This is a genomic window from Kitasatospora sp. NPDC057965 (assembly GCF_042887135.1).
GTDB lineage: Bacteria > Actinomycetota > Actinomycetes > Streptomycetales > Streptomycetaceae > Kitasatospora.
Genome location: NZ_JBHVPZ010000015.1, coordinates 64704 through 91414 on the forward strand (window position 1 = coordinate 64704; position 26711 = coordinate 91414).

20 protein-coding genes and 1 pseudogene are annotated in these 26711 nt (G+C 72.4%); 12 read left to right on the forward strand and 9 right to left on the reverse strand.

The window, feature by feature from the left end; translation table 11 throughout:
- Nucleotides 1-157: 157 nt before the first annotated feature.
- A complete protein-coding gene (locus tag ACFVVU_RS20495) occupies nt 158-1519 on the forward strand; it encodes a DUF2252 domain-containing protein (protein WP_387791342.1) in 1362 nt (453 codons plus the stop codon).
- Between the two features lie 89 nt (nt 1520-1608).
- Here ACFVVU_RS20495 and ACFVVU_RS20500 read toward each other — a convergent pair whose 3' ends face one another.
- Entirely contained in the window at nt 1609-2169 is a 561-nt protein-coding gene (locus ACFVVU_RS20500) for a TetR/AcrR family transcriptional regulator (RefSeq protein ID WP_380684210.1), read from the reverse strand.
- A 232-nt stretch (nt 2170-2401) separates the two neighbouring features.
- Between ACFVVU_RS20500 and ACFVVU_RS20505 the strand changes: the two are divergent.
- Nucleotides 2402-2728 (forward strand): annotated as a pseudogene (locus ACFVVU_RS20505) (hypothetical protein); the annotation flags it as partial.
- 64 nt (nt 2729-2792) lie between these two features.
- Here ACFVVU_RS20505 and ACFVVU_RS20510 read toward each other — a convergent pair.
- From ACFVVU_RS20510 to ACFVVU_RS20520, 3 genes are read right to left on the reverse strand one after another with little or no spacing between them, the layout of a single operon-like run.
- Nucleotides 2793-4109 (reverse strand): Clp protease N-terminal domain-containing protein, encoded by a 1317-nt coding sequence (locus ACFVVU_RS20510; RefSeq protein WP_387791344.1) that lies wholly within the window; start codon nt 4107-4109, stop codon nt 2793-2795.
- Nucleotides 4102-5385, reverse strand: a complete 1284-nt coding sequence (locus ACFVVU_RS20515) for a tetratricopeptide repeat protein (RefSeq protein ID WP_387791346.1) — start codon at nt 5383-5385, stop codon at nt 4102-4104. Before ACFVVU_RS20515 ends, ACFVVU_RS20510 begins: the two co-directional genes overlap by 8 nt.
- A 34-nt stretch (nt 5386-5419) precedes the next feature.
- Nucleotides 5420-5782 carry a hypothetical protein gene (locus ACFVVU_RS20520; protein WP_387791348.1) on the reverse strand — a complete coding sequence of 121 codons (363 nt, stop codon included), beginning with the start codon at nt 5780-5782 and terminating at the stop codon, nt 5420-5422.
- 133 nt (nt 5783-5915) lie between these two features.
- Here ACFVVU_RS20520 and ACFVVU_RS20525 point away from each other — a divergent pair, with 133 nt between their 5' ends.
- On the forward strand, nt 5916-6332 hold the full coding sequence (locus tag ACFVVU_RS20525) for a hypothetical protein (protein WP_387791350.1): 417 nt from the start codon (nt 5916-5918) through the stop codon (nt 6330-6332).
- On the opposite strand, the gene ACFVVU_RS20530 is transcribed toward ACFVVU_RS20525, so the two are convergent.
- Together ACFVVU_RS20530 and ACFVVU_RS20535 are read right to left on the reverse strand one after the other, a co-directional pair.
- Nucleotides 6286-7203 carry a diacylglycerol kinase gene (locus tag ACFVVU_RS20530; protein ID WP_387791352.1) on the reverse strand — a complete coding sequence of 306 codons (918 nt, stop codon included), beginning with the start codon at nt 7201-7203 and terminating at the stop codon, nt 6286-6288. The two genes, ACFVVU_RS20525 and ACFVVU_RS20530, sit on opposite strands and share 47 nt — an antisense overlap.
- A complete protein-coding gene (locus tag ACFVVU_RS20535) occupies nt 7200-8825 on the reverse strand; it encodes an FAD-binding oxidoreductase (protein ID WP_387791354.1) in 1626 nt (541 codons plus the stop codon). Before ACFVVU_RS20535 ends, ACFVVU_RS20530 begins: the two co-directional genes overlap by 4 nt.
- 20 nt (nt 8826-8845) lie before the next feature.
- On the opposite strand from ACFVVU_RS20535, the gene ACFVVU_RS20540 reads away from it, so the two are divergent.
- Complete coding sequence (locus tag ACFVVU_RS20540; RefSeq protein WP_380684202.1) at nt 8846-9433, forward strand: TetR/AcrR family transcriptional regulator; 588 nt, start codon at nt 8846-8848, stop codon at nt 9431-9433.
- A 114-nt stretch (nt 9434-9547) separates the two neighbouring features.
- Entirely contained in the window at nt 9548-11119 is a 1572-nt protein-coding gene (locus ACFVVU_RS20545) for a glycerol-3-phosphate dehydrogenase/oxidase (protein ID WP_387791355.1), read from the forward strand.
- 4 nt (nt 11120-11123) lie between these two features.
- Here the strand turns inward: ACFVVU_RS20545 and ACFVVU_RS20550 are convergent, their stop codons facing one another.
- Nucleotides 11124-11426 carry a hypothetical protein gene (locus ACFVVU_RS20550; RefSeq protein ID WP_380684200.1) on the reverse strand — a complete coding sequence of 101 codons (303 nt, stop codon included), beginning with the start codon at nt 11424-11426 and terminating at the stop codon, nt 11124-11126.
- Between the two features lie 740 nt (nt 11427-12166).
- Here ACFVVU_RS20550 and ACFVVU_RS20555 point away from each other — a divergent pair.
- From ACFVVU_RS20555 to ACFVVU_RS20575, 5 genes are all read left to right on the forward strand, one after another.
- Nucleotides 12167-12325 (forward strand): hypothetical protein, encoded by a 159-nt coding sequence (locus ACFVVU_RS20555; RefSeq protein ID WP_387791356.1) that lies wholly within the window; start codon nt 12167-12169, stop codon nt 12323-12325.
- A 152-nt stretch (nt 12326-12477) separates the two neighbouring features.
- Nucleotides 12478-12996 (forward strand): hypothetical protein, encoded by a 519-nt coding sequence (locus tag ACFVVU_RS20560; RefSeq protein ID WP_387791357.1) that lies wholly within the window; start codon nt 12478-12480, stop codon nt 12994-12996.
- A 178-nt stretch (nt 12997-13174) separates the two neighbouring features.
- Complete coding sequence (locus ACFVVU_RS20565; RefSeq protein WP_380684197.1) at nt 13175-13645, forward strand: hypothetical protein; 471 nt, start codon at nt 13175-13177, stop codon at nt 13643-13645.
- 253 nt (nt 13646-13898) lie between these two features.
- Nucleotides 13899-22265, forward strand: coding sequence for a ricin-type beta-trefoil lectin domain protein (locus ACFVVU_RS20570; protein WP_387791358.1), 8367 nt, complete (start codon nt 13899-13901; stop codon nt 22263-22265).
- 20 nt (nt 22266-22285) lie between these two features.
- A complete protein-coding gene (locus tag ACFVVU_RS20575; protein WP_387791359.1) occupies nt 22286-22621 on the forward strand; it encodes a hypothetical protein in 336 nt (111 codons plus the stop codon).
- Nucleotides 22622-22857: 236 nt separating this feature from the next.
- Here the strand turns inward: ACFVVU_RS20575 and ACFVVU_RS20580 are convergent, their stop codons facing one another.
- The gene (locus tag ACFVVU_RS20580; protein ID WP_387791361.1) at nt 22858-23628 is read right to left on the reverse strand and encodes an SDR family oxidoreductase; all 771 of its coding nucleotides are present in this window, start codon (nt 23626-23628) and stop codon (nt 22858-22860) included.
- 72 nt (nt 23629-23700) lie between these two features.
- Here ACFVVU_RS20580 and ACFVVU_RS20585 point away from each other — a divergent pair, with 72 nt between their 5' ends.
- The gene (locus ACFVVU_RS20585) at nt 23701-24615 is read left to right on the forward strand and encodes a LysR substrate-binding domain-containing protein (RefSeq protein WP_380685079.1); all 915 of its coding nucleotides are present in this window, start codon (nt 23701-23703) and stop codon (nt 24613-24615) included.
- Between the two features lie 53 nt (nt 24616-24668).
- The gene (locus ACFVVU_RS20590; protein ID WP_355366530.1) at nt 24669-25244 is read left to right on the forward strand and encodes a TerD family protein; all 576 of its coding nucleotides are present in this window, start codon (nt 24669-24671) and stop codon (nt 25242-25244) included.
- 102 nt (nt 25245-25346) lie between these two features.
- Here ACFVVU_RS20590 and ACFVVU_RS20595 read toward each other — a convergent pair whose 3' ends face one another.
- Nucleotides 25347-26585, reverse strand: coding sequence for a monooxygenase (locus tag ACFVVU_RS20595; protein ID WP_387791363.1), 1239 nt, complete (start codon nt 26583-26585; stop codon nt 25347-25349).
- Between the last annotated feature and the right edge of the window lie 126 nt (nt 26586-26711).

The following is a 26711-nucleotide window of genomic DNA, read 5'->3' on the forward strand; positions in this document are numbered from 1 at the left end:
GCACCCGTGCACCCGTTCACTCGTTCGGCGGAGCGCGGGCGAGCGTCCAGGACGCTCGCCCGCGCTCCGACGTGCCGTCCGGTGGCGGCTGCCCTAGCGTCACGGGGAAGGAGGCCGCCCGCCCCGGTCCGCCGGACGCACGTCGAGGAGCCGCGCCATGACCAGTCCGACCGAACGCCGCCGGCTCGGCCGGGCCGCCCGCGAGCTCATCCCGCGGTCCGCCCACGGCCGCTGGATCCCCGCCGCCGACCGCCCCGACCCGCTGGCCGTCCTGGCCCGGCAGGCCGAGGACCGGCTCCCCGATCTCACCCCGATCCGCTACGGCCGGATGGCCGACTCGCCGTTCGCCTACCTGCGCGGCTCCGCCGCCGTCATGGCCGCCGACCTCGCGGCCGTCCCCGAGACCGGCCTCACCGTCCAGCTCTGCGGCGACGCACACCTGTTGAACTTCGGCGTGTACGCCTCCCCGGAGCGGATACTGCTCTTCGACGTCAACGACTTCGACGAGACCTACCCCGGCCCCTTCGAGTGGGACGTCAAACGGCTCGCCGCCAGCGTCGCCGTCGCCGCCCGCGACAACGGCCAGGGCGACGACAACGCCCGCCGGGCCGCCCTCACCGCCGTGCGCGGCTACGCCCTCGCCGTGCGCCGCCTCGCCGGGCTGGGCGAACTCGACGTCTGGTACACCCGGATCTCCGCCGCCGAGGTCTTCCCGCTGGTCCGCAACCCCGGCCGCCGCAAGCGCGTCGAGGCCACCCTCGACAAGGCCCGCCGGCGCACCAGCCTGCAGGCCTTCGGCAAGCTCACCACGACGGACGAGGAGGGCCGGCGCCGGATCGTCAGCGATCCGCCGCTGCTCGAACCCCTCCCGCGCGACGAACTGCGCCGGGTCGGCAAGATCTTCGGCGACTACCGGGCCACCCTCCCCGAGGACCGCCGCGTGCTGCTCGACCGCTTCCAACTGGTCGACGTCGCCCGCAAGGTGGTCGGCGTCGGCAGCGTCGGCACCCGCTGCTTCATCCTGCTGCTGGAGGGCCGCGATCCGAGCGACCCGCTGTTCCTGCAGATCAAGGAGGCCGGGCGGTCCGTCCTGGAGCAGCACCTGCCGCCGGCCCGCCCGACCGCCGAGGCCCCGGTGGTGCACGGCGGGCAGCGCGTCGTCACCGGCCAGCACCTGCTGCAGGCCGCCAGTGACATCTTCCTCGGCTGGACCACCGGCCCGGCCGGCCGGCACTTCTACGGCCGCCAGCTGCGCGACATGAAGGGCTCCGCCGACGTGGCCCGGATGGCCCCCGGCGATCTGCGCGCCTACGCCGATCTCTGCGGGCGCGCCCTGGCCCGCGCACACGCCCGCTCCGGCGACCGGATCGCCATCGCCGGCTACCTCGGCGGCTCGGACGCCTTCGCCGAGGCCGTCGCCGACTTCGCCCTCGCATACGCCGACCGGACCGCCGCCGACCACGCCGCGCTGCTCGCGGCGATCGACGCCGGTGACCTGACGGCACAGCGAGGCGTCTGACCGGCCGCCGAGGAATCCGGGGACGGACAGGCCCTGCCCTCCACCTGGACGAGCTGTTCCTGGTGCCCTGACCGGCGCCCTGACCGGTGCTACCTCAGCAGCCAGTCCCTGGTGCGCGCCATCACCTCGGCCCGGGTGCGCCCGCCGTGGTCGACGTCGATGAGGTGGTAGCCGATCCGCAGCGTGAACGACACGAAGCTGCGCACCTCCACCTCCTCCGGGTCCGGGCAGAACGCCCCGTAGAGCGACCGCAGGTACGCCATCCGCCGGTCGTCGACCCGCCGCAGCCGCTCGGCCACCGCCTCGTCGCGGCGCGCCCACTCGCGGATCGTCAGATCGAGCGCCACCCCGGTGGCGGGCCCGTCCCCGGGCGTCGCGGCGATGACGAACAGGCGGTCCAGCCGCGTCCGCGCGTCCCCGCCCTCGCCCTCGACCCGCTCGATGACGTCGTCGGTGACCGTCCGCTCCCAGGTGTCGAGCATCTCGGCGACCAGTGCCTCGCGGTTGCGGAAGTGCCCGTAGAAGCCGCCCTTGGTCACCCCGAGCGCCTGTGCCAGCACCTCGACCCGCACTGCCTCGGGACCGCCCCCCGCGAGCGCCCGCAACCCCTCCTCCACCCACCGCCCTCGCGGCGTCCGCGTCACACCCATGCGCCCCACCGTACCGAAACGGCCGCTCAGGGCTGGACGCGGCCGAGGAGGCGGGTCCGGCTCTGCGCCCTGGCCGCCCTGCTCGGCGCAGCCGCCGCCCCGTACCGGCTGCGCGCGCGAGCGGTCGACGGCCGGCCGTCCGCGCGGGCGGGCGCACCGGCGAAGGACGAGGTGCCTGCCCGGACGTGCGGGCCCGGCCGGGTGTCAGTGCTCTGTGCCAGGATCTGCGGTCATGCTGGAGATCACGGTGCGGACGGAAGACGACGAGGCCCACCCGCGGGTGAGCGCCGAGGAGCTGGCGGGGCTGGTGCGGCGGATCGGGGGGCGCAAGGACCGCTTCCTGGTGGTCGAGCGGATACCCGACGAGCCGGACGTCTACGTCCAGGTGTGGCACGAGGGCGAGGGGGAGTACACCCTGGAGCACCGCTCGGGCGGGCCCGACCGGCACTTCCAGGTGCGTCTCGACGCCCCCGATCCGGTGATCACCGCCATGACCGCCTGGGCCCGCCGCGAGCCCGGGTGGGGCGAGGCGTTCGACTGGGAGGCACTGGAACTGGGGTAGCACGGCCGCCGAGCCGTCGGCGCCGCACCGGAAGTCGGACCGGCCGACTTCCGGTGCGACGTCAGCTCATCGACCAGACGGACGGGTCGTGCGGGACCGGCGGGGAGACAGTCGACAGGTGCAGCGAGGTGTACGCCCCGGCCGCCGTTTCCTCCACCACGGCCCCGGTGACCGTCGGCGCTGTCCCGGCCGCCATCGACTCGGACCGGACGCGCACGCACGCCTCGTCGAGCAGGTCGACGGCGGCCCCCGGGAGGACCTGGCCGGGCTGATGGCCGCGGGCGAGCCGGACGGCGGCCTCCAGCGCCTCGCCGGTGATCTCCACGCCGTGGTGCTCGGTCAGCCGGCGCCCGGCGTCACGCAGGATCGCCAGCACCTCGGCGGGGAGCGGTTCCGTCACCGGAAGCAGCTGGATCAGCCGGTCGAGCCCGGAGTCGCGTTCCCAGTGCTGGTACTCGGCGGTGGTGGCGGCCGCGACCACGGAGACGCCCGGCCTGCCGAACACCGGTCGGAAGAACGCCAGTGCCGTCGTCCGGCCCTCGCGGGTGTGCACGGTGGCGAGGGCGTTGTCGAGGAACAGGACGAGACCCGTGGTCCGCTGGACCTCGCCGACCAGCTCCGCCATCAGCTCGGTGAACCGCCCGTGGTGCTGCGGGTCGGCGAAGAGCGCGCCGACGTCGAGCAGGCGGACGGTCCGGTCGCGGAACGGCCGGGGGACGTTCCCGGTCACCACGGCCCGGGCGAGCCCGAGGACCGTACTCGTCTTGCCGACCCCCGGTTCCCCGACCAGCAGCGGGACGTTGCGGCTCTGCCGGGCGACGGTCTGCAGGATCCGTTCGATCTCCGGACGCCGTCCGAGGACGGTGGTGGCCGACCGCTCGGCCATCTCGCGAGTGAGGTTGCGGGTGGCCCATTCCAGGGCGGCCGGCGCCGTCGTGGTGACCCGGTCCTCCAGACGGAGCATGACTTCCTGGAACACCCGGGCCCCGTCCAGACCGAGCGCCGCCCGTGTCCGTGCCGCACCCCCTTCCGCTTCGTCGAGGAGGGCGAGGAGGAGGTGCTCGGTCCCGATCTCGTAGTGCCGGCGGCCGGTGGCCACCTCGGCCGAGCGATGGAGGACGGCCGCGGCCCTCCGGGTGTACGGCATGTGCCCGAGCGCGGGAACAAGGGCGGGCTTGGAGACGGTCAGCACCTGTTTCCTGGCGTTCTCCAGCGACACGCCCAGTGCTCTGAGGGCCTGGCCGGCCACACCCTGCTGCTCGTGCAGGAGGCCCAGGAGGAGGTGCTCGGTGCCGACGCGGAGGTAGTTCAGATGCCTGGCTTCCTGCTGCGCCAGGATGAGGGCCTGGTGCGCACGGTCGGTGAACCGCTCAGACACCTCGCGCACCTCCCTCCAGTGCCGCCAGGTCCTTCCGGGCCCGGACCGTGTGCAGGTGGTTCGAGCCCAGGGTGCGGTCCCGCTCCGCGATCAACTGCCGCAGCAGGGCCGCCGCCTCCTCCCGGGCGCCCGACAGCGCCAGATTGCGGGCGAGCATGTGCCGCGTCCGCAGCGTGTCCACGTGCTCGCCGCCCAGGACCCGGCTGCGGTCGGCGAGCAGGATCCGCAGCATGGCCACCGCCTCCACCCGGTGGCCGGACTCGCCGAGGTTGACGGCGAGGAACTGCCGGGTGTGCAGGGTCTGCGGATGGTCCTTGCCGTGCAGATGGGCGTAGACCTCGGGCAGGGGACGCAGCAGGCGGGCGGCCTCCGCCGGGTCGCCGGCCCCGCCGAGGCAGTGGGCGAGCGCGCGCCGGGAGATCAGGGTGTCCTCGTGCTCGGCGCCGAGGATGCGGGTCTGCTCGTCGACCACGGCGCGCAGGGCCTCGGCGGCGCCCGCCCAGTCGCCCCCCAGGGCCTGCTGGTCGGCCTCCTCCTGCCGCTCGCGCAGGGCCTCGGCGGCGGTGGCGGCGAAGGCCCGGTTGAGGCCGAGGGCGGTCTGGTCGGCGTTCTCGGTGCCCCGGTTGCGCGGCACGGGCAGGTTCTCGGCCCGCATGGTGGTGGCGAGCCGCTTGTAGAGATCCAGGACGGTGAGCTCCTCCGGGCCGCCGACGATGCCTTCGCGCAGCAGCCGCAGGAGCCGCCCGGAGAACGCGGTGTAGTCCTCGCCGGGCGGGGAGAGGGAGACCTGGTCGCGCGGGGAGGAGGCGAGCACGTACGTGCCGGTGACCTCCAGCTGCGCGATGGGGGTGCCGCTGCCGGCCATGGTGCCGGTGACGGCGCGGCCGGAGAAGCAGCAGTCCAGCACGATGATCTTGGTGGCGGCGCGGCTGTTGAGCACGGTGGCGCGCAGCTTGTCGTACTCGAGGGAGTTGAACTCCGGTGACTCGTACTCGCTGTGCGGCAGGGCCAGGTAGAGGTCGTGCCGGCCGCCTCCGATCAGCCCGTGTCCGGTGAAGTACACCAGCAGCAGGTCCTCGGCCGCCCTCGCGACGTTCCGCAGCGTCTTGCCGATCCGGGTCAGGTCGCCCTCGTCCAGCAGGACGGTGCAGTGCTTCTCGGGGACGATGCCGTGGTCCGGGTCGGTGAAGTGGGCGGCGAGGTCGGTGACGGTGCGCCGGACCGCCGGGAGGTCCGGCAGGTCCGGGTCCGTGTAGTCGCTCGCGCCGACGATCACGATCCGGGACCGTTGTGGATCCGGGAGCGGCACGTCAGGCCTGCTCGGCGTCGGTACCGTCCAGGGCGGCGCGCAGGATCGCCTCCAGTTCCCCGGCGCGCACCCGCTTGGCGTCGATCTCGACGACCGTGCCGCCCTGGCGGCGGATCTTCAGCCGGACGTCGCTGCGCCGCGGCTGCGCGAACCACGCGCGCAGCGAGGAGGCGAGCACCGACAGGCCGCCGCCGGCCCCGAAGGCCACGGAGACGGTGTCCAGCACCGACCCCATCTCGCCGGGCCCGGGCGGACGGCCGGTCAGGGTCACGCCCCGGAGCTCGGGTTCTCCCCGGAGCCAGTCGGTCAGCGACTCGGCCTCCGCGACGGTCTCCCCACCGGTCACGGAAATGTGCACGTCCACGAGCGCCCCCCATAAGGCCTGGTGATGGACGGAGTTGAGGGCGGCCAGTCTACTGATCCCGGCCGCTCCGCGCCCCCACCCCCCGGGGGTACGGTGGACCGTTCCGTGATCCCGTGACGCCCCGGAGGCGGTCGTGCCGTACTACCCAGACGGTTCGCCCTACGTGTACGACGACCTGTGGCCCGAGCTGGTGAACATCGGCTGGCTGGACGACTCCCACCCGTACCGGCGCGGCGGCGTTCCCGCCGGGCTGGTGGACGCCTTGCTCCGGCCGGCCGCCGACCCGGTGAACGTCACGCGCGGCGTGCACACGTGCCCGTTCTGCGGCGGGTTCTACCTGACGGTGGAGAACCCGCACGCCGCCTCCGGATCGACGCTGCTCGGCAGCGCCGAGATCCACGTCGCAGGGGCCGGGGGCGGCGGTTTCGCGGCGCCGACCCTGGTGATCCACTACATCCTCGACCACGGCTACGCCCCGCCGCCCCCGTTCCAGCGGGCTGTGCTCAGGGGAGCGGACCGAGGAGGTGGAGCGCCGCCGGGGCGGCGGTGACCTCGATCGGCAGGTGGGCCATGAACTCGCCGTCGGCGTAGGAGGTGATGCCCGGGGAGTCGAGGCGCAGCGACGGGGTGCGGTAGGTGGTCACCTCCGGGTGGTGGATGTGGGTGCCCTTCAGCAGGGTCGGGAAGAAGCGGGCGACGCGGTGGCGCGGCATGGCGTCGACGAGGGTGACGTCGAGCAGGCCGTCGGCGGGGTCCGCGTCGGGGCAGACGAGCATGCCGCCGCCGTAGCTGCTGGTATTGCCGACGGCGGCGAGGGTCAGGTCACGGCGGATCTCGGTGCCGTCGGCGAGGGTGATCCGGAACGGCAGGGGGCGCAGGTTGGCGAACTCGACGGCGATGGCGAGGTGGTAGCGCATCCGGCCGCGCGGCCAGCGCAGCCGGTTGGTGCGGTCGCTGACCAGAGAGTCGAAGCCGCTCGCGAGTACGGAGCCGAACCAGCGGGTGGTGCCGTCGGCGGCGGTGATCCGGCCGAGGTCGACGGTGCGGGTGCGGCCGGCGGCGATGACGTCGGCGGCGGCCTCGGGGGCGTCGCGGGGCAGGCCGTGGGCGCGGGCGTGGTCGTTGCCGGTGCCGGCAGGTACGACGCCGAGGGGGGTGGCGGTGCCGGCGACGGCCTGGAGGCCGAGGTTGATCATGCCGTCGCCGCCGACCACGACCAGCGCGTCGCAGTCCTCCGAGGCGGCGGCGGCCCGGGCGAGGGCCAGGGAGTCGGCGGCGGAGGCGCCCGCCCGGGCGTCCACGGTGATGCCGTGGGCGCGCAGGCGGGCGGTGGCGCGGCGGGCCGCCGGTTCGGCGTGGCCGGCGGCCGCCGCGGGGTTGGTGAGGAGAACGACGCGGGCGATGGTTCTCCGGTCGGTCATGGGATCAGCTTGCCGGGGTTGAGGATGCCGGTCGGGTCGAGCTCGGCCTTGACGGCGCGCAGGATGCGCACGCCCAGGTCGCCGACCTCGGCGGCCATCCAGGGGCGGTGGTCGGTGCCGACGGCGTGGTGGTGGGTGATGGTGCCGCCGGAGCGGACGATCGCGTCGCCGGCGGCTTGCTTGGCGGCGGCCCAGCGCTCCAGCGGCTGCTCACCGAGTGCGGCGACCACGGTGAAGTAGAGGGAGGCGCCGGTCGGGTAAACGTGCGAGATGTGGCACAGCACCAGCGAGCCGGGCAGGGCCTCGGTCAGCGCGGCGGTGACGGCGAACCGCAGCCCCGCCAGCTGCTGCCAGGTGGTGGCGGTCTCCAGCGTCTCGCACAGCGCCCCCGCGTCGAGCAGCGCGTCGCGCAGGTACGGGGCGTTGAACCGGCCGTGCTCCCAGGCCCGGGCGGGCGCCTCGCCCAGTGAGCTGCCGCCGGCGGCGAGCAGGGCGGCGCGGGTGAGCTGGTGGCGGGCGGCGACCTGCTCGGCGGTGCCCTCGAAGACGGTGACGGCCAGGCAGCCGCTCACCGCGGGCTCGCCGCCGATCTTCTCGGTCATGGCGAGGTTGACCATGGTCTCGGCCTCGTCGGAGAGCCGGATCACGGTCGCTCCGGTGCCCTGCTGCTCGACGGCGCGCAGCGCGGCGGTGCCGGTGGTGAAGTCGGGGAACGACCAGGCCTCGTACGCCTTGACGGCGGGCAGGGCGTGCACCCGCACCCGCACGGCGGTGATCACGCCGAGGGTGCCCTCCGAGCCGAGGAAGAGCTCGCGCAGGTCGGGGCCGGCGGCGGAGGCCGGGGCGCGGCCGAGGTCCAGCACGCCCGCGGGGGTGACGACGCGCAGGCCGCGCACCATCTCGTCGAACCGCCCGTGGCCGGCCGAGTTCTGCCCGGAGGAGCGGGTGGCCGCGAAACCGCCGATGGTGGCGTAGCGGAAGCTCTGCGGGTAGTGGCCGAGCTCGAAGCCGCGCTCGGCGAGCAGGGCCTCGGCGGCCGGGCCGGTGAGGCCGGCGCCCAGCAGGGCCTCGCCGGAGGTCTCGTCGAGGTCGAGCAGCTGGTCGAGGCGGCGCAGGTCGAGCGAGACGACGGCGGCGAAGGCGCCGCGCTCCGGGTCGAGCCCGCCGACGACGCTCGTCCCGCCGCCGAACGGCACGACGGCGATGCGGCGTTCGGCGCAGACGGCGAGCAGCGCGGCGATCTCGTCCTCGTCGCCGGGCAGCACGACGGCGTCGGGTGCGTCCTGCGGCTCGCGGGAGCGGCGGCGCAGCAGGTCGGGGGTGGACTTGCCGCCGGCCCGGGGGAGGCGGTCGGCGTCGGCGGTGCTGAGGTGGGCCTCGCCGACGGCGGCGGCGAGCGCCGCGAGGTCGTCGGGGGTGAGGGCGGAGGGCCGCAGCACGACCTCCGAGGCGTCGGGCCCGGGGGCGGCGTCGCCGGTCACGCCGAGGGCGGCCGCGAGCAGGCTCTTGACGTCGGCGGACAGCTCCTTGGCGAGGGCCGGGTCGCCCCAGGCGTCCCACTTCATCGGGGGGAGCGGCAGGGCGGCCGCACCGGCCGGCGCCGCTTGCTTCTCGGGGGTCATGCGTTACAGTTTTACACATCATGTCAAGTAGTAACGAGCACCATCGCGAGCGCGGCACCGACGACGTGATCCTCGACGCCGCCGCCGACCTGATCGTCCAATTCGGCGTGGGCCGCACCCAGTTGGCCGAGATCGCACGCCGCGCCGGGGTGAGCCGGCCGACCGTCTACCGGCGCTGGCCGGACGTGCGGGCGGTGATCGGCGCGCTGCTCACCCGGGAGATCGCGGCCACCCGGGACGCCGTCCGGCTCAGCGGCACCGACCGGGCCGCGTTTGTCGACGGGGTCGTCGAGGTGGCCGTCCGGCTGCGCGACCACCCGGTGCTCGGCGCGCTGCTGCGCTCCGCCGACTCCGACACGCTCTTCGAGTACGTGGTCGACCGTCTGGGCGCCAGCCAGCGCGGGCTGCTGGAGGCGCTGCGGGCCGGCATCGCCCAGGGCCAGCGGCACGGCTCGATCCGGGCCGGCGAGCCGGTCGAACTCGCCGCGATGGTGCTGCTGATCGCCCAGTCCACCGTCCAGTCGCACCGGATGGTGGCCCCGCTGCTGTCGGAGGCGGCCTGGCGGCGCGAACTCGCCCGCGCCCTCGACGGCTACCTCGCGCCGTAGCCCCTCGACCGCCGGCGGACCGGGCGCCGGCAGACCGCCGGCGGACCGACCGCCAGAAGCCCCGACCGCCAGAAGTCCCGACCGTCAGCAGACCGACCGCCACGGAGGCCGCAGATGACCACCACCGCCGGGCCCTTCGCCGGGACCACCCGACTCACCGGCCGCCGCCGGCAGCTGGACCTCGACGCGCTCGCCGCCGGGCCGGCCATCGACCTGCTGGTGATCGGCGGCGGCGTGACCGGCGCGGGCGTCGCCCTGGACGCGGCCGCGCGCGGGCTGTGCGTGGCCCTGGTCGAGGCGCGCGACCTCGCGTTCGGCACCAGCCGGTGGAGCTCCAAGCTCGTCCACGGCGGTCTGCGCTACCTCGCCTCCGGGCGGATCGGCGTGGCCCGGGAGAGCGCCGTCGAGCGCGGCGTCCTGATGACCCGCACCGCCCCGCACCTGATCCGGCCGCTGCCCCAACTCGTCCCGCTGCTCGACGGGTTGCTGAAGCCGGGGCAGGCCGCCCTGGTCCGAGCGGGCTTCCACGCGGGCGACGCGCTGCGGCTGAGCGCAGGCACCCCGGGCCGGCTGCTGCCGCGGGTGCGCAAGGTCGACGCCGGACGGGCCCGCGCCCTGGTGCCGGGCCTGCGCGGTGCCGGGCTGTCCGGCGCGCTGGTCGCGCACGACGGCCAACTCGTCGACGACGCACGGCTGGTGGTGGCGCTGGCCCGGACGGCGGCGCAGTACGGGGTGTCCGTGCTGACCCGGGTGCGCGCCGAGCAGGTGACCGGCACGGGCGCCCGGCTCACCGACACCCTGACCGGCGAATCGTTCCACCTCGACGCCCGTGCCGTCGTCAACGCGACCGGTGTGTGGGCGGGCGAGGTGGACCCGTCCATCCGGCTGCGCCCCAGCCGGGGCACCCACCTGCTGGTCGACGCGGCCGCGCTCGGCCGGCCCACCGCCGCGCTCACCGTGCCCGTCCCCGGCTCCACCAGCCGTTTTGTCTTCGCCCTGCCGCAGCAGCTCGGCCGGGTGGCGATCGGCCTCACCGACGAGGACGCGCCCGGCCCGATCCCCGACGAGCCGCAGCCCACCGCGGCCGAGCTGGACTTCCTGCTCGACACCGTCAACGCCGCCCTGGAGACCGCCCTGACCAGGGACGACGTGCTCGGCGCCTACGCCGGACTGCGGCCGCTGATCGACACCGGCGACGGCGCCACCGCCGACCTCTCCCGGCAGCACGCCGTGCTGGAGTCCCCGGACGGGGTGATCACCGTGGTCGGCGGCAAGCTCACCACCTACCGCCGGATGGCCGAGGACGCCGTGGACACCGCCGTCCGGCTGCGCGGCCTGCCCGCCCGCGCCTGCTGGACGGCCCGCCTGCCGCTGGTCGGCGCGCCGGACCACCGCGACAGCCGCCCGCTGCCGGAGGGCGGGGTCGCGGCCTCGCTGCTCGCCCGGCACGGCGGCGCGGCGCGCGAGGTGCTGGTGGCGGGGGAGCAGCGGCTGGGCGCGGGCCACGGCGCGCCGGTCGCCGAGGGGATCGACGTCAGCCGCGCCGAGATCGTCTACGCACTCACCCACGAGGGCGCGCTGGACGCCGAGGACGTCCTGCACCGGCGCACCCGGATCGGCCTCGTCCCGGCGGACGCCGAGCGGGCGCGCGCGGCCGTCGAGGAGATCGTGGCGCAGACGGGCTGAGCCCTCAGCGTTCGGTCCGCTCCGCCATCGGGTGCACGGCCCCGCTCAGCTCCAGCGAACAGCGCAGCGGCCGCTCGGCCACGCCGGTCCGCTCCAGCCGCACGGCCAGCGGCTGCGCCGGCTCCTCGAGCGGCCCGGGCAGCTGGGCGGCGAGCGTGAGCGGATACACCCCGTGACCGTGCACCCGGTGGAAGGCCACCTCCTTGCCGTCCACCAGCACCTCGGTCTCGGTGATCCAGCCGGACCGGACGTTCACCGTGACGGAGTGGCCGCCCCGGTCGAGGTGGAAGCTGTGCCGCTGACGCATGGGGGACCTCCCGGCGGATCCGGCGGAGACATGGTCAGTTTAGAACTCATCCGCCAAAGCGCGTAAAAGCGCGGCAAAGGTAATGATCGCGCCAAAAGGCTGACATTGGCAGGAAAAGTTCGGGCAGTGCCATATGACATGTGCCATCTGTTATGTGATTTTCATCTGAACTCCCCTCGGGGATCGGCCGGAGAGTGAGAGGTTGTGCTTCAGCTCCGAACAAGCCGTTCAATTTCTTTGACGACATTTCGGAAGGGTCGATGTCTTCTCACTCCCGAGCCTCGTCCGCGTTCGCGGGCGGGGCTTTTTCATCGCGTTGGATGCGCCGGATATCCGTCGTCCTGACGCTGGGTCTCCTGGTGGAGACCGGTGCCGCGTCAGACGTGCTGACGGCGGCCCCGGCCGCGGCAGCACCTGGGACTCCCTCCACTGCCCCGCCCCCCACCGCCGAGGCACCCGACGAGGCGTCGGCGCTGTTGGCGGCCCGCTTGCAGGGGCGTCGGATCGAGGTGACGAAGGCTCGGACGGAGTTCGTTACCCTGTGGGCGAACCCGGACGGGACGCTGACCTCGGAGCGGGCCACGGGGCCGGCTGGGACGGCCGGATCGGCCGTAGGCATGGCGCCACGCTTCCGGCATCCATGACGTGATGCCGACCGGGCGCGAACGACTGGAGGCCGCCACCCCCTGGGGGGCGGCCTTCCGGTGTTCTCTCCAAGGATGGGCGCGGAAGGGAGTGTCATGGGGAAGTGGACGGCTCCGGGTATTGCCAGGGCGTTGACGGCGGACGTCCTCGGGGACCGGCTGCTCGTGAAGTCGGCCGAGGGGGCGCTCCTGGAGCCCGGGCGCGGGTACATCGAGTTCCCTGCCGTCGAGAAGTTCGGGCAGTTCGGATTCTGAGTGCCGCTGCGGAGTTCCCTGCGCGTGGACGCCAAGGGGCGGCCGGAGCGTGATCAGTACCGGATCGGCGACACGGGTGACGGACTGCCTGAGGAGATCGCGGAGGATGTGCGAGAAGCGAGCAGCGCTGAACAGGACGACAGGGAGAGTTCGTGTTGGATGCCCGACGAATGCGGATTGCGACTCGCTTGGCGATAGCGGTGCCCGTTCTCGGCCTGACGGTCGTGGTGTGGCTTGTGGTCTCATCCGGACGGCTTCTGGGTGAGGGAGGTGACCAGTGCTCGGGCCAGGACGCTCGCCTGACCGCGCTCGACAAGCTGGATGCTCTTGCCCTGAAGCCGAGCGGATCGCAAGAGGTCGAGGAGTCGGCGAATGCGGCCGAGTGCGTTGGCGATGATTCCGTGGGTTCCTGGCTGTCCAGCAGTCGCGTGTATTCGTACGGCGGGAGTCAAAGGGACTTGATCGGCTTCTACGAGGGGGAGCTCGCCGGGTTGGGCTGGCGAAGAGAAGGACGGGATGCCGGGCCGGGGGACGTGCGGACGTGTTTCACGAGGAAGTCCGAACTGGGATGGGAGACACTGACGATCACGTTCAGGCCGGGGGGAGAGGCCGGTGCAACCTTCCGGGCCACCGCCGAGGCTGCCGTGGACCGTTCGAAGATCGGGTGCTGACCCGCCCCGAATCCGACCATTGGGAGCAGAGCAATCTGGATCCCGGCCAGGAAGGCCGCCCGGGACGCATGAAGAGCTCGGCCGCGGAGAGAGCGCTCTCCGCGGCCGAGGTGTGTCCGGGCCCAGAGGAGATCGGTCGATCGGGTGGCGGGTTTCCTGAGGAGACGGGAGAGGGCGGATGTTTCAGTTCAGAGTGGTGAAGTACTCGGCGGAGGAGATGGAGGGGTCGGCGCCGGCGTGGACGGCGATCTCCGACATCGGGCTGAGTTTCGGTGGGGAGGTGCTCACGGAGGCGGAGTACCTGGCGACGGAGGAGCGGTATCTCGCGGCCGTTCGGCGGTTCGCGGCGGTGCAGGGGGTGACCGGGCTGCGGGTCGACGGGCTGGAGGTCCATCCCGAGAGCCCGTGGTGGCAGCGCGTCGCGGACGGGGAGTGGCTGGCGCTCGACCAGGCGATCGAGCTCATCAGGTCGGTGCTCCGGGAGGAGTTCGTCTGGTGCAGATTCGTCGGTGACGGTGACTTCTTTGTGCACATCGGCTACGACTTCTACATGTACATCGGCCTTGTGGCCGAGCCGGAGCAGGCCGTCCGGGATGTCAGGGCGTCCGGATTGAACGTCGATGAGTTCGAGTCGCCGTATCTGACGTAGCCGGCCGGGCCCGTCCTAAACGGGATGATGCGTACAAGGAGTGCAGTCGGCGCAATTGCTGAGAAAGTGGCACGTAATAACGCTGCGTCGACGATCCGTTACTCGATTGTCATCCTGGGAGGTTCCTGGATGTCCGCTGAAGATGAGAGGTTCCTTAAGGTTCTGAACGAACTGAACAGGTGTCATCTACGAGAGAGTCTTGATGAAACGACGGTCTTTGGCCTCGTCCGGTTCCACCGGCGGGGCCTTTTCGATGCGTTGGATACGCCGAATATCAACGGTTCTGACGCTCGGTCTGCTCGTGCAGACCGGTGTCGTCGCCGACGCCCTGGCGTCGAACCGGTCCGGCGGGGTCACGCCGCAGACGCCGCCGGTCGCGGCGGCGGCTCCCGCCACCGAGGCGCCCGACGAGGCGTCGGCGCTGTTGGCGGCCCGCTTGCAGGGGCGTCGGATCGAGGTGACGAAGGCTCGGACGGAGTTCGTCACCCTGTGGGCGAACCCGGACGGGACGCTGACCTCGGAGCGGGCCACCGGGCCGCTGCGGATGAAGGTCGGCGACGCGTGGGTGCCGGTGGACACCACGCTGGTGCAGACGCCGGACGGCAAGGTGGCGCCGAAGGCGCACCCCGAGGGCCTGGTGTTCGAGGGCGGCGACGCCGGGGTGACGGTGGGCGACAGTCTGCCGGGTGCCACGACGCCCGCTACGACGCCCGCCACGACACCGGCCCCGGCGCCCACCGAGCACGCCTCGCGCAGCGCCGCCCGCGGCGCCGCCGACCAGCCGGCTGCTCCACCCGCTCCGGCCGCTCCCGAGACCAAGCCGGCCGAGCGCCCGCTGGTCACGATCGGCTCCGGTGACCAGCAGATCTCCTTCGGCTGGTTGGGCAAGCTGCCCAAGCCCAAGCTGGAGGGCAAGAAGGCGACCTACGTCGACGCCCGCCCCGGCGTCGACCTGGTCCTCCAGGCGACCCGGACCGGCTTCGAGCAGTTCCTGATCGTGAAGAATCGTTCCGCCGTCTCCCAGACCGGCACGATCACGATCCCGCTCGACACCACCGGCCTCAATGTCGCCCCGCAGCCGGACGGTTCGATCCAGCTGCTGGACAAGGCCACCGGCAAGCAGACCGTCAAGATCCCCGCCCCCGTGATGTGGGACGCCGCGCTCGACGAGGCCTCGCAGGAGCACCTCAACCGCGCGCCGGTGACCATGGAGGTGCGCGGTGAGGGCGCGGACACCGAGCTGGTGTTCACCCCGGACGCGGCCTTCCTGACCGACGCGAAGACCCAGTACCCGGTCACCATCGACCCGGTCGTCGACGTCGTCACCACCTTCGACACCTACATCCAGAACAACGAGAACACCGACAACTCGTCGGCCGATCTCCTCAAGCTGGGCAGCTACGACGGGTCGACCAAGGCCCGTTCGTTCCTGACGATCCCGGGTGCCGACTTCAACGGCAAGCAGATCATCGACGCCAAGCTCAACCTGTACAACTTCCACTCCTCCTCCTGCGTCGCCAAGCAGTGGGAGGTCTGGAACGCGCCGGGCGCGGCCGGGTGGATGCGGTGGAACAACATGCCGCAGGGCGAGAGCCTCTGGGCGACGTCCAACGACACCTACGACAACGACGGCGGCGACACCCACACCTGCACGGCCGGCGACGGCTCGGTGTGGGCGAAGGCCGACGTCACCGGGATGATCCGGTACTTCGCGCAGTTCGGCTACCGCGACTACGGCTTCCTGCTGAAGGCGGCGGACGAGAACAGCAGCCTCTCCTGGAAGAAGTTCGACTCCGCGGAGGGTGACTACCCGCCGTACATCTCGGTCACCTACAACACGGTGCCGACGACCCCGGCCGCCGTCCAGGTGCAGCCCTCGCAGCCGGGCAACCCGGCGTACACCTCGGACGCCAACCCGCGTTTCCAGGTGCAGGCGGCCGATGTCGACGGTGACCAGGTCACGGTCTACTTCGACCTGTGGCGCGGCGGCACCTTCATCGGCAGCATCCCCAAGGTCACCCCGAACGGCGCCATCGCCACCGTCCGTCCGTCCGACTACGGCCTCGCCCGGCTCGACGAGGGCGTGCAGTACTCGATCTGGGCGATGCTCGACGACGGCAAGGCCCGCTCCGGCTGGGCCGGCACGACGCTGATCGCCGACACGGTCAAGCCGGGCGCACCGTTTGTCACTTCCGCCGACTACCCGTCGGACTCGCTGTGGCACGGCGCGGCGAACCAGGCCGGTTCGTTCACCTTCACCCCGGCCGGCGGTACCGACGACCTGACCGCCTACGTCTACACCCTGGACGGCGGCACCCCGGTCACCGTCAACGCCACGGCGGCGCTGACCACGTCGATCACCCCGACCACCGAGGGCCGGCGCGTGCTCAGCGTGCAGGCCAAGGACCGCGCGGGCAACCTCTCCCCGCCGACGGTCTACACCTTCCAGGTCGGCCAGGCCGGTCTGAGCTCGCCGGTGAACGGCACCCAGGCGGCCAAGCGCGTCAAGCTGTCCGTGGACGCCCAGGCGCAGTTCAAGCGGGTGGTCTACGAGTACCGTCGCGGCCCCGGCGCCACCGAGTACGCGGTGCCCCGGAGCAACCTGACCAAGGCGGACAACACTCCGGTCACCGAGGACAAGCCGTTGCTGGCGGACCTCGGCCCGCACGCCAACTGGAACGTCCTGGACACCCTGGGCAACGTCGGCGGCGTCCTCCAGGTGCGCGCCAAGCTGTTCCCGCAGGACGGCTCCGGCGCCGGGTACGCCACCGTCTGGAACACCATCACCGTCGACCGCAACGCGGACGGCGCGGCCGGAGCGGGCATCGGCCCGGGCTCGGTCAACCTGCTGACCGGTGACTTCTCCACCGACGTCACCGACGCCAACGAGTTCGGCATGTCGGTGGCCCGTACCGCCTCCTCACGCGACCTCGGACGGGGCTGGCAGCCGCAGGGTGAGCGTCTGACGGCCAATCAGCGTCAGGTGAGCACCGACACGGCCGGCTTCACCGCCGGTCCGGCGGACATCAGCCGCTCGACCGTGCGCGGTCACGACAGCTCCACCGACTCGCTGCTGGTCAAGCCCAACGGCAATGTGAACTCCTACCTGGAGATCGGTCCGGGGTACAGCCTCGGGCAGAACATGCAGCCGGGGAAGACGTACCGGCTGACCGGCTGGATCTACGTGCCGGGCTCGACCGGTCTGAACCCGGACCGCGCCGACATCGGCCTGCGCATCCTGGGCGTCCACCGCACGCCCACCGGCTACACGGACGTGCTGTCGCCGAAGGCCTCGTTCACCGACGGCTGGCAGCAGCTGACCGTCGATATGACCGTGCCGAAGGACGCCACCGAGGCCTGGTTCCGGCTGATCAACGGCTTCGCCGCCGCGGACAAGGAGGTCTTCTTCGACGACCTGTCGCTGAAGGAGATCGTCGCTCCGTTCGGTCCGCAGTGGGCGGGCGGCCCCGACGCGGGCGCGGGTTCCGACTACCGCTCGCTGTCGTTCCCGCAGTCCGACCTGGTCGAGATCAAGAGCAACGACGACACTTCCATCACCTTCGCCAAGGGCACCGACGGCACCCTGTTCCCGGAGCCGGGCGCCGAGTCGCTGACGCTGAAGGCCGTGCCGGCCACCAGCGGCGCGCTCGTGCTGTCCGCGACCGGGCAGTGCCTGGAGGTCCCGGGCGGGGCCGCGGGCAACGGCGCCAACCTGCAGTCGGCGCCGTGCACCGGCGGCGCGAACCAGCAGTGGACCCGTGACGACCAGCAGCGCTTCCAGATCCTCGGCAAGTGCCTGGACAACCCCTGGGGCGTGACCGCGGACAACAGCCGGGTCGTGCTGTGGGACTGCAACGGCGGGACCAACCAGAAGTGGGAGGTCCTGGCCGACGGCCAGGTCGTCAACCAGCAGTCGTCCAAGTGCCTGGACGCCTACCAGGGCGGCACCATCTGGTCCTGCTGGCGCGGCCCGAACCAGATCTGGGACGTGCAGACCGCCGGCACCACCTACGAGCTGAGCGAGCTCGACGGTTCGAGGACCGTCTTCGCCCGTCAGGCCGGCTCCAGCATCTACCAGGTGATCAGCGACACCGGTCCCGAGGCGTCCTCGACCACCCGGTACCAGTACGACACCGCCGACGGCCGTTCGCTCGTCAAGCGCGTCATCCCGCCGGTCGAGCCGGGTGTGGACGACGCCAACCACTGCTCCGTCGACCCGCTGCCGCGCGGCTGCGAGGTCATGGAGTACGACTACGCCAAGGTCACCACGGCGACCGCGACGACGCCCGGTGACTACCTGGACCGCATCCGCGGCGTCAAGGTCTGGTCCTGGAACCCGGTGACCTCCAAGCAGGAGGCCGTCGAGGTCGCCCACTACGCGTACGACGACAAGGGCCGTCTGGCCCAGGCCTGGGACCCGCGTCTGGCCCAGCCGCTGAAGACCTCGTACGCCTACGACGCGGACGGCCGGGTCACCAGGATCGGTGCTGCGGGCGAACTGCCGTGGAACTTCGACTACGGCAAGGCCGCGGCCGACCAGGACCCGGGGCGCCTGCTGAAGGTCCGCCGCGCGGCCCTGACGCAGGGCAGCAAGGACCAGCTCAACGGCGAGGTCGCGACCACCGTCGTCTACGAGGTGCCGCTGACCCGCAGCGCCGGCGGTCCGTACGACCTGTCCGGTGCCGAGGCGCTCACCTGGGCGCAGACCGACGCGCCCACCGACGCCACCGCCGTCTTCGGACCCGAGGACGACCCGGGCACCAGCACCGCCACGGCGGTCAAGCCGGGCAAGGACGGCTACAAGCCGGCCGCGGTGCACTACCTCAACGCCTCCGGCAACGAGGTCAACACCGCGAGCCCGTCGGTCACGCCCGGCGGTGACGTCGACACCACCGAGTACGACCGCTACGGCCACGCCGTGCGCACCCTGGAGGCAACCAACCGCGCCATCGCGCTCGGCACCCACCCGGAGGCCGACCGCTTCACCGCCGAACTGGGCCTGCCCCAGATCCCGGCCGAACTGCTCGCCGCGAACCTGACCGAGGAGCAGAAGGCGCGCAAGGCCGAGATCACCAAGTCCCGCGCCCGGCTCCTGGACTCGCGCACCACCTACAGCCCGGACGGCCTGGACGTCGTCGAGACGCTCGGCCCGGTCTACCGCGCCTCGCTCGCCGAGCAGGTGAACGGCCAGACCACCCCGGTCTCCGTCACCTCGGAGGCCGAGAAGCTGCCGCAGCTCGGCGCCACGGTGCCCGTCCAGATCGACAACAACTGCTGCGGTCTCATCTGGTCCGGTGGCGCGCACCTGAGCGTGCGGGCGACCGCCGCGGGCGGCTACGTCGCGCTGCGCGTCAGCGTGCCGGAGGAGGGCGACTACCTCCTTTCCGGCCAGCAGACCAGGTACAACGACCACGGCATCGTGCAGTTCGCGATCGACGGCCAGAACCTCGGCCAGCCGATCGACCAGTACTCCGCCGATCCGGCCGTGGCGCCGTATTCGGTCGGGACGCCGGTCCACCTGACGCGTGGTGACCACGAACTCAAGCTCACCGTCACCGGCACCAACACGGCCAGCACCGGCGCGCGCTACCACGCCGGCCTGGACACGGTCACGCTGACCAAGACCACCGTCAACCCGACCCTGCTGGTGGGGACCTCGGTGGTGGCGCGGGACCACAACACCAGCGCCTACGACGAGGGGAAGCCGGACGGCCAGGCGTACCACCTGGTCACGACTCAGACCGACGGTGCCCGGATCGAGGGCTACGCCGACGACGTCGAGCTGCGGGTCACCAGGACCGGCTACGACACGCCGATCGGCGGGACGTCGGGCTGGGTGCTGAAGACCGCGACGTCGGTGACCACCGACGCGCTGGGCGCGAAGCTGACCTCGACGGTCAAGTTCGACGCCTCCGGGCGCGCTCTCGAATCCCGTAAGCCGGGTTCGAACGGTGCGGACGCCGGGACGGTGAAGTCGGTGTTCTACACCGCCGGCGCCAACCCGGACGACGCCCTGTGCGCCAACCGTCCGGAGTGGGCGGGCCTGCCGTGTGTCACCGGGCCGGGCGGTGCGATCACCGGTGCGGACGCGACGCGGATGCCGACCACGCTGCCGGTGAAGCGCGTCACCCGCTACTCGCCGTTCGGCGAGCCGGAGGAGACGACCGAGACCAACGCGGGCAAGTCCCGCAAGACGGTCACCACCTACGACGGCGCGGACCGGATCACCTCCACCGAGATCACCTCGGACGAGGGCAAGCCGCTGCCGAAGGTCACCACCGAGTACGACCCGGCCACCGGCGACATCGTGAAGACGACCGCCGGCGGCAAGTCGCTGATCCGCGTCCTGGACCAGCTCGGGCGCCTGATCTCCTACACGGACGCCGACGGTGGCACCACCACCAGCGAGTTCGACAAGTTCGGCAAGCCGGTGAAGGTCACCGACCCGACCGGTTTCACCACCTACACCTACGACCGCGCCAAGGAGCCGCGCGGGCTGGTCACCTCCGTCAACGACAGCGTCGCGGGTGAGTTCACCGCCAAGTACGGTCCGGACGGCCAGCTGGTCGAGCAGACCTACCCCGGTGGCATCGTCCGCAAGGACACCACCAACGCCGTCGGCGAGGCCACCAGCCGCACCTACACCCGCACTTCCGACAACAAGGTCATCTGGGCGCAGAGCGCCGACATCTCCACCCAGGGCCAGGTGGCCAAGGACACCAGCTCCACCGCCACCCGTTCCTACCAGTACGACCGGCTCGGCCGGCTGGTGAAGGCCGAGCAGTCGACGGTCGCCACCGGCTGCGTCACCCGCCAGTACGCCTTCGACGCCCACTCCAACCGCCTGTCCAAGTCGACCTCTCCGCGCGGGGCGGCCGACGGATGCAGCACGGACGGGGCCACGGCGGAGAACCACACCTACGACAGCGCCGACCGCCTCACCGACGCGGGCTTCTCCTACGACGCCTTCGGGCGCACGGTGAAGACCGCGAGCGGTGCGACCAACACCTACTGGGCGAACGACCGGGTCGCCGCCCAGGAGAAGGGGGACACCAAGCAGGAGTGGGCCGTCGACGCCGCCCACCGCCTGACCGCGTTCACCACGTCGAAGAAGCAGGCCGACGGCTCCTGGGCCGGTGCCACGTCGAAGCTGAACCACTACGGCGACGACGGTGACAAGGTCCGCTGGACGATCGAGGACACCACCCAGGGCACCCTGACCCGCAACGTCTCGGGCCCGGAGGGCGATCTCGTCGCCACCACCAGCAGGACCGGTGACGTCCAGCTCCAGCTCACCAACCTGTTCGGCTCGGTCGTCATCACCACCGACACCGCGCTGACCAAGCCGGTCGTGCTCGACTTCGACGAGTTCGGCATCCCGCAGGACGGCCAGACGAACGTCCGCTACGGCTGGCTCGGCGGCAAGCAGCGCTCGGCCGAGGCCCAGGACGGCGACATCCTCATGGGTGCCCGCCTCTACAGCCCGGCCCTCGGCCGCTTCCTGCAGATCGACCCGGTGCCCGGCGGCAACGCCGGCGCCTACGAATACTGCACCGGCGACCCCGTCAACTGCACCGACCTCGACGGCAACTGGGGCATGCCCAAGTGGCTGAAGAAGACGGTCGAGGTGGTCGCCAAGGTCGCCGAGGTCGCCTCCTACATCCCCGGCCCCATCGGCGCCGTCGCGGCCGCCGTCTCCTCGGTCTCCTACGCCGTCACCGGCAACTGGGAGAAGGCCGCCGAGATGGCCGTCACCGCGGTGGCGCAGACCGTGGGCGCGGGCCCCGTCGTCAAGGCCGCAGCAGTGGCCGTGAAGTCGACCCGCGCTGCCGCGCGGGTGGGCAAGGTGGCGGCGGCCGCTCGCACAGCCATCCGACGTACCCCCAGCTCATGCCCCAACTCCTTCGCGCCGGACACCCCGGTCCTGATGGCGGACGGCCGCTACGAGGCGATCAGCGAGATCGAGCCGGGGGACCTGGTAGCCGCGACCGACCCGGAGACGGGGGATACCCGAGCCGAGCCCGTTCTCGACGTCATCGTCGGTTACGGGTCGAAGCACCTGGTCGACATCTTCACCGGATTCGGCTCGGAAGCCGCTCCGCTCCGGGCAACGGCCGGACACCCCGTGTGGGTGACCGACCGCGGCTGGGTCGACGCGCTCGACGTGCGGCCCGGTGACCTCCTGCGGTCCCCGGACGGCAGCACCCCGGTCGTCACCGAGATCGACGACCTCGGTGACGTGCCCGATCAGATGGTGTTCAACCTCAACGTCGGGAACCGGCACACCTATGCCGTCCAGGTCGCTGAGGGTGATGCGGTTGTCCATAACTGCTCCACCGCGGTCCTGACCCAGCACCGGTACAACACCCACATCTACCCGCGCCACGTCTCACGGGTCACCTACACGAACAAGTCGAAGTTCCGCACCCAGTCGCCACGGAAGGTGCAGCGTATGATCCGCACGGCGATCAAGAAGTCGGCTGCCCAGCCGAACACGCAGGGGAGGGCCGGCCACATTCACATCCACGACTTCAAACGCAGGGTGGGTACGGCAGGCCAGACCCGGGTGAAGGTGGTGCTCTATCCGAACGGCACCGTGAACACGGCATATCCCTACTGACGCAGAAGGAGGAATCCACCGTGGGCGTGGATGTTGAGTGGCATTCCAAGGCGCACGAACAGTGGGACTGGGAACTGTCACGCAGCACGTTGCTCGCCGAGTTCGGTGACACGGACCATGTGCTCTCCGATCTGATCTCCGCCCTCGATCCCGCGGCCTACCCGGTGCTGGGTGCGGTGGACCCGTACGGGGACACCTGCCTCGACGGCGCAGGGGCACGGAAGGCATTGAGTGAAGTCGGAAAGCTGAAGGCCTTGCAACCCTTGGGATCCGTCCCGCCGCTCGATGCGTTGGAGGAGATCCTGCGGAGCTGCATCGGGCGACCTGGCACGGTGGTCGCGTTCATCGGTGACTAGCGACCGGCAGGGGCGGGCGAGTTCAGTGGGACCCGCCCACGGCTAGGAGCCGGGCGAAGCGGCCCGTACCCGCGCGGAATCCCGCGCGGGTACGGGCCGTCCTGCTGAACCGGGTCGGTTCCGCATACGCCCTCGGACGGCTCGAAGCCCTCCCGAAGAATCCGTCCCACCAGGCAGGGCCCGCCGATCCGGCGGGCCCTGCCTGTCTTCCGGCTGCTTCCGGCTCGTCGAGCCGCTCAGACGAGACGTCCGCCGCCGTCGACGTGCAGGACGGTGCCGGTGACGAAGGGGCTGGTCATGGCGAAGTGCACGGCGCGGGTGAGGTCCTCGGTGGTGCCGGTGCGGCCGGCGGGGTTGCGGGCGGCGGTGGAGTGGAGGAAGGCGGCCTTGTCGGCGCCCAGCCGGTCCCAAGCGCCGGTGTCGACGATGCCGGGGGAGACGGCGTTGACGCGGACGGGGGCGATCTCGACGGCGAGGGCCTGGACGAGGAAGGCGAGGGCGCCGTTGGTGGTGGCCATCACGGTGCGGGCGGGGGCGGGGCGCCAGGCGGCGACGCCGGAGAAGAAGGTGAAGGAGGCACCGTCGGGGGTGTCGGTGGCGGCGTTCGGGGCGAGGTGCTTGGCGAGCAGCAGCGGGCCGTAGACCTTGGCGGCGAACGCGCGGTGGATGTCGGCGAGTTCGAGCTCGGCGAGCGGGCCGTTGGCGGGGATCGCGGCGGTGGAGACCAGGTGGTCGAAGCGGCCGGTGGCGGCGGCGAGGGCGGCGATGGACGCCTCGTCGGTGAGGTCGACGGGCACGACCTTCGCGGGGCCGGACAGTTCGCCGGCCGTCCACTCCAGCTTGCGCGGGTCGGGGCCGGCGAGGACCAGCTCGGCTCCGGCGGCGGAGGCGGCGTGGGCGAGGGCGCGGCCGGTGTGGGAGCCGGCGCCGACCACGACGACGCGGCGCGAGGCGAGCGGGAGCGGGAGGGAGAGCGGGAGGGGTACCGGGAAGGTGTTGGCGGTCATGCCGACAAGGCTGCGCCGACCTGGGGCGATGCGTCCAAGGCTTGTTCTTTGCGTCAGCCATAAACTGTGTGCATGGCTACCCTCCGGCAGTTCGAGTACCTGGTGACCGTCGTCGACACCGGCTCCTTCACCCGTGCCGCCGAGCTTCTGCACGTCACCCAGCCGGCGCTGTCGCACCAGGTGCGGGCGCTGGAGAAGGCGGTGGGCGGGCGGCTGCTGGAGCGGTTGCCGCGGGCCGTGCGGCTGACGCCGATGGGGCGGGCGGTGCTGCCGCATGCGCGGGCGGCGCTGGCGGACGCCGAGCGGCTGCGGGCGGCGGCCCGGCAGGCGGCCGGACTGGCGGGCGGGGAGCTGGAGTTGGCGACGGTGTACTCGGTGAGCCTGGGCATCCTGCCGCCGGTGCTGCGGGCCTGGCGGGCCGCGCACCCGGAGGTGCGGATCCGGCTGCGGGAGTTCGCGCACACCGAGGAGCTGCGGGCGGCGATGGCGGCCGGGCAGGCGGACGTGGCGGTGGGGACGCCGCCGGCGGACTGGGAGGGGCCGATCCGCGAGCTGGGGGTGGAGGAGTTCGTGCTGGTCCTTCCGGAGGGCGACGAGGCGGGCGGCGGCCGCGTCCCGCTGGCCGGGCTGGCCGGGCGCGACTGGGTGCACTACGCCCCCGGCAACGGTCTGGCGGACCTGCTGGACGCGGCCTGCGCGGAGGCCGGCTTCCGCCCCCGCGCGGCGGTGCGCACCGAGCAGACGGCGGCGGCGCCGCTGCTCGCGGCGGCCGGACTGGGGCCCGCGCTGGTGCCGGCGAACATCGTGCCGGCCGGTTTCGACGGGCTGGTCCGCCGGCCCGAACCGCCGGTGCGGCGGCCGCTGGTGGCGTACACCCGGACCAGGCCGGACGCGTTGACGGCGGCGTTCGTCGAACTGCTGGCGCGGCGGGCGTGCCTGCTGCCGGAACACGTGTCCCGGCAGTTGTCGGGTGACGGATGCTCGTGATCTCTACAGTGCTGTAGATTCGTTGGCAGGGAGAGCGACCGAGGAGGGCAATCGTGGGAGTTTCGCTGGCCAAGGGCGGCAACGTCTCGCTGACCAAGGAGGCGCCGGGGCTGACGGCGGTCATCGTCGGGCTCGGATGGGACGTGCGCACCACCACCGGCGCCGACTACGACCTGGACGCCAGCGCGCTGCTCTGCAACGCGCACGGCAAGGTGGTCTCGGACCAGCACTTCGTCTTCTTCAACAACCTGCGCAGCCCCGAGGGTTCGGTCGAGCACAGCGGCGACAACCTGACCGGTGGCGGCGACGGCGACGACGAGCAGATCAAGGTCGACCTGGACGCCGTCCCGGCGCAGGTGGCCAAGGTGGTCTTCCCGGTGTCGATCTACGACGCGGACGCCCGGTTCCAGAACTTCGGCCAGGTGCGCAACGCGTTCATCCGGATCGTCAACCAGGCCAACGGGCAGGAGATCGCCCGCTACGACCTCACCGAGGACGCCTCCACCGAGACCGCGATGGTCTTCGGCGAGCTCTACCGCAACGGCGCCGAGTGGAAGTTCCGCGCGATCGGCCAGGGGTACGCCTCCGGCCTGCGCGGCATCGCCACCGACTACGGCGTGAACGTCTGACCCGACGGGGGGACGACGGGCCACCGGGCGGTCGACTGAGCGGGTCAACGCCCGGTGGCCGAACGGTGGTTCGCGGCGTTGTGGCCTGCCGTGCGTCGTGGCCTACCGTCCCAGCGCCAGGCCGCCGAACCCGCCGGTGGCGCCCAGCTGTCGGCTCCACCAGGCGACCATGCCCGGCTCGTCGATCGCCGACCAGTCCGGCGCCTCGCTGACCTGCGCCCGCCCGAGCCGGCGGCTGAGCTCCACCAACGCCCGCCCGGCCGCGCCGCGTTCGCGGTCGTAGCCGGGCAGCAGCTCGGCCCAGTCGTCGGCCGCCCGCCAGGCGTCCTCGAAGGCGCAGGCGTCCTGGAGCGCCTTGGCCGCGCCGCTGGTGGTGTGCGGGCGCACCAGCGTCGCGGCGTCGCCGGCGAGCAGCAGCCGGCCGGCGGTGCGCCGCGGGGTCTCCAGGTCGTGGATCGGCTGGAGCAGGATCCGCGCGACCGGGGTCAGGTTGACGACGCCCGCCCAGTACGGCGGAAGGACGCGCTCGGCGAGTCCGGCCAGTTCGTCGTGGCGGGCGGTGTCGAGCGCACCGACCGGGAAGCCGAGCGGGTCGGAGTCCTCGGCGGCGCGCCGCAGCCAGGCGGGCGCGGGGGCGTAGAAGACCCAGTTCACCAGGGTGGAGCCGGGGTCCAGCCCCGGGATGCGGTAGAGGACGACCTGGCCGCCGGGGTAGCAGACGGTGATCACCTCCTGCTCCGGCCAGCGGGCCGCGCCGCCCGGGAGGGTGTCGAGCAGCCGGGCGTCGAAGCTGCCGCGCCAGGCGACGTACCCGGCGTACTCCGAGCGGGCCTCGGGGCAGACGGCGGTGCGCACCACCGAGCGGTGGCCGTCGGCGCCGACCACCAGGTCGTGCTCCTCGCGCCCGCCGGCGGCCGTCTCCACCCAGGCGGGGCCGGCGCCGTCGGAACCGCCGACCGCGGTGACGGCCGCGCCGGGGCGGAACTCGACGCTCTCCGGGGTGCGTTCGCGCAGGCCCTGCCAGAGCACGCCCCAGTGGTAGGAGTGCATGGCCATCGGCTGCACCCACAGCGCCCGCCCGCGCGGCGAGCCCTCGGCGTCCCTGGCCACCCAGTGCCGGGCGGTGACGGGGTGGTGGCGGATGCCGTCGTCGATGTGGCCGGCCCGGACGAGTTCCTCGTAGCGGTCCAGCAGGATGCACAGGCCCACCCCGCGGTCCTCCAGGTGTCCCGGGCTGCGCTCCAGGACGGTGACCCGCTCGGCGCCGCCGCGGGCCGCCGCCCGCGCGAGCGCGCATCCCGCGATGCTGCCACCGACCACCGCCACCGATCCACCCCGCACGGCCGTCCCCCCTCCTCGCCGGAGTCCCGCCGACCCCGTCCGTCGCCCCTCCGACGATACGGCGTGAACTGATGATCCGTCAGCGAAAGCCCCGGGGCGGGGCCCGTCGGTGTCCCCGGGGTCACT

Coding starts and splice junctions, on each gene's coding strand:
- ACFVVU_RS20495 (WP_387791342.1), top strand. CDS start 158: ATGACCAGTCCGACCGAACGCCGCCGGCTCGGCCGGGCCGCCCGCGAG.
- ACFVVU_RS20500 (WP_380684210.1), bottom strand. CDS start 2,169: ATGGGTGTGACGCGGACGCCGCGAGGGCGGTGGGTGGAGGAGGGGTTG.
- ACFVVU_RS20530 (WP_387791352.1), bottom strand. CDS start 7,203: ATGACCGACCGGAGAACCATCGCCCGCGTCGTTCTCCTCACCAACCCC.
- ACFVVU_RS20535 (WP_387791354.1), bottom strand. CDS start 8,825: ATGACCCCCGAGAAGCAAGCGGCGCCGGCCGGTGCGGCCGCCCTGCCG.
- ACFVVU_RS20540 (WP_380684202.1), top strand. CDS start 8,846: ATGTCAAGTAGTAACGAGCACCATCGCGAGCGCGGCACCGACGACGTG.
- ACFVVU_RS20545 (WP_387791355.1), top strand. CDS start 9,548: ATGACCACCACCGCCGGGCCCTTCGCCGGGACCACCCGACTCACCGGC.
- ACFVVU_RS20550 (WP_380684200.1), bottom strand. CDS start 11,426: ATGCGTCAGCGGCACAGCTTCCACCTCGACCGGGGCGGCCACTCCGTC.
- ACFVVU_RS20555 (WP_387791356.1), top strand. CDS start 12,167: ATGGGGAAGTGGACGGCTCCGGGTATTGCCAGGGCGTTGACGGCGGAC.
- ACFVVU_RS20565 (WP_380684197.1), top strand. CDS start 13,175: ATGTTTCAGTTCAGAGTGGTGAAGTACTCGGCGGAGGAGATGGAGGGG.
- ACFVVU_RS20570 (WP_387791358.1), top strand. CDS start 13,899: ATGCGTTGGATACGCCGAATATCAACGGTTCTGACGCTCGGTCTGCTC.
- ACFVVU_RS20580 (WP_387791361.1), bottom strand. CDS start 23,628: ATGACCGCCAACACCTTCCCGGTACCCCTCCCGCTCTCCCTCCCGCTC.
- ACFVVU_RS20585 (WP_380685079.1), top strand. CDS start 23,701: ATGGCTACCCTCCGGCAGTTCGAGTACCTGGTGACCGTCGTCGACACC.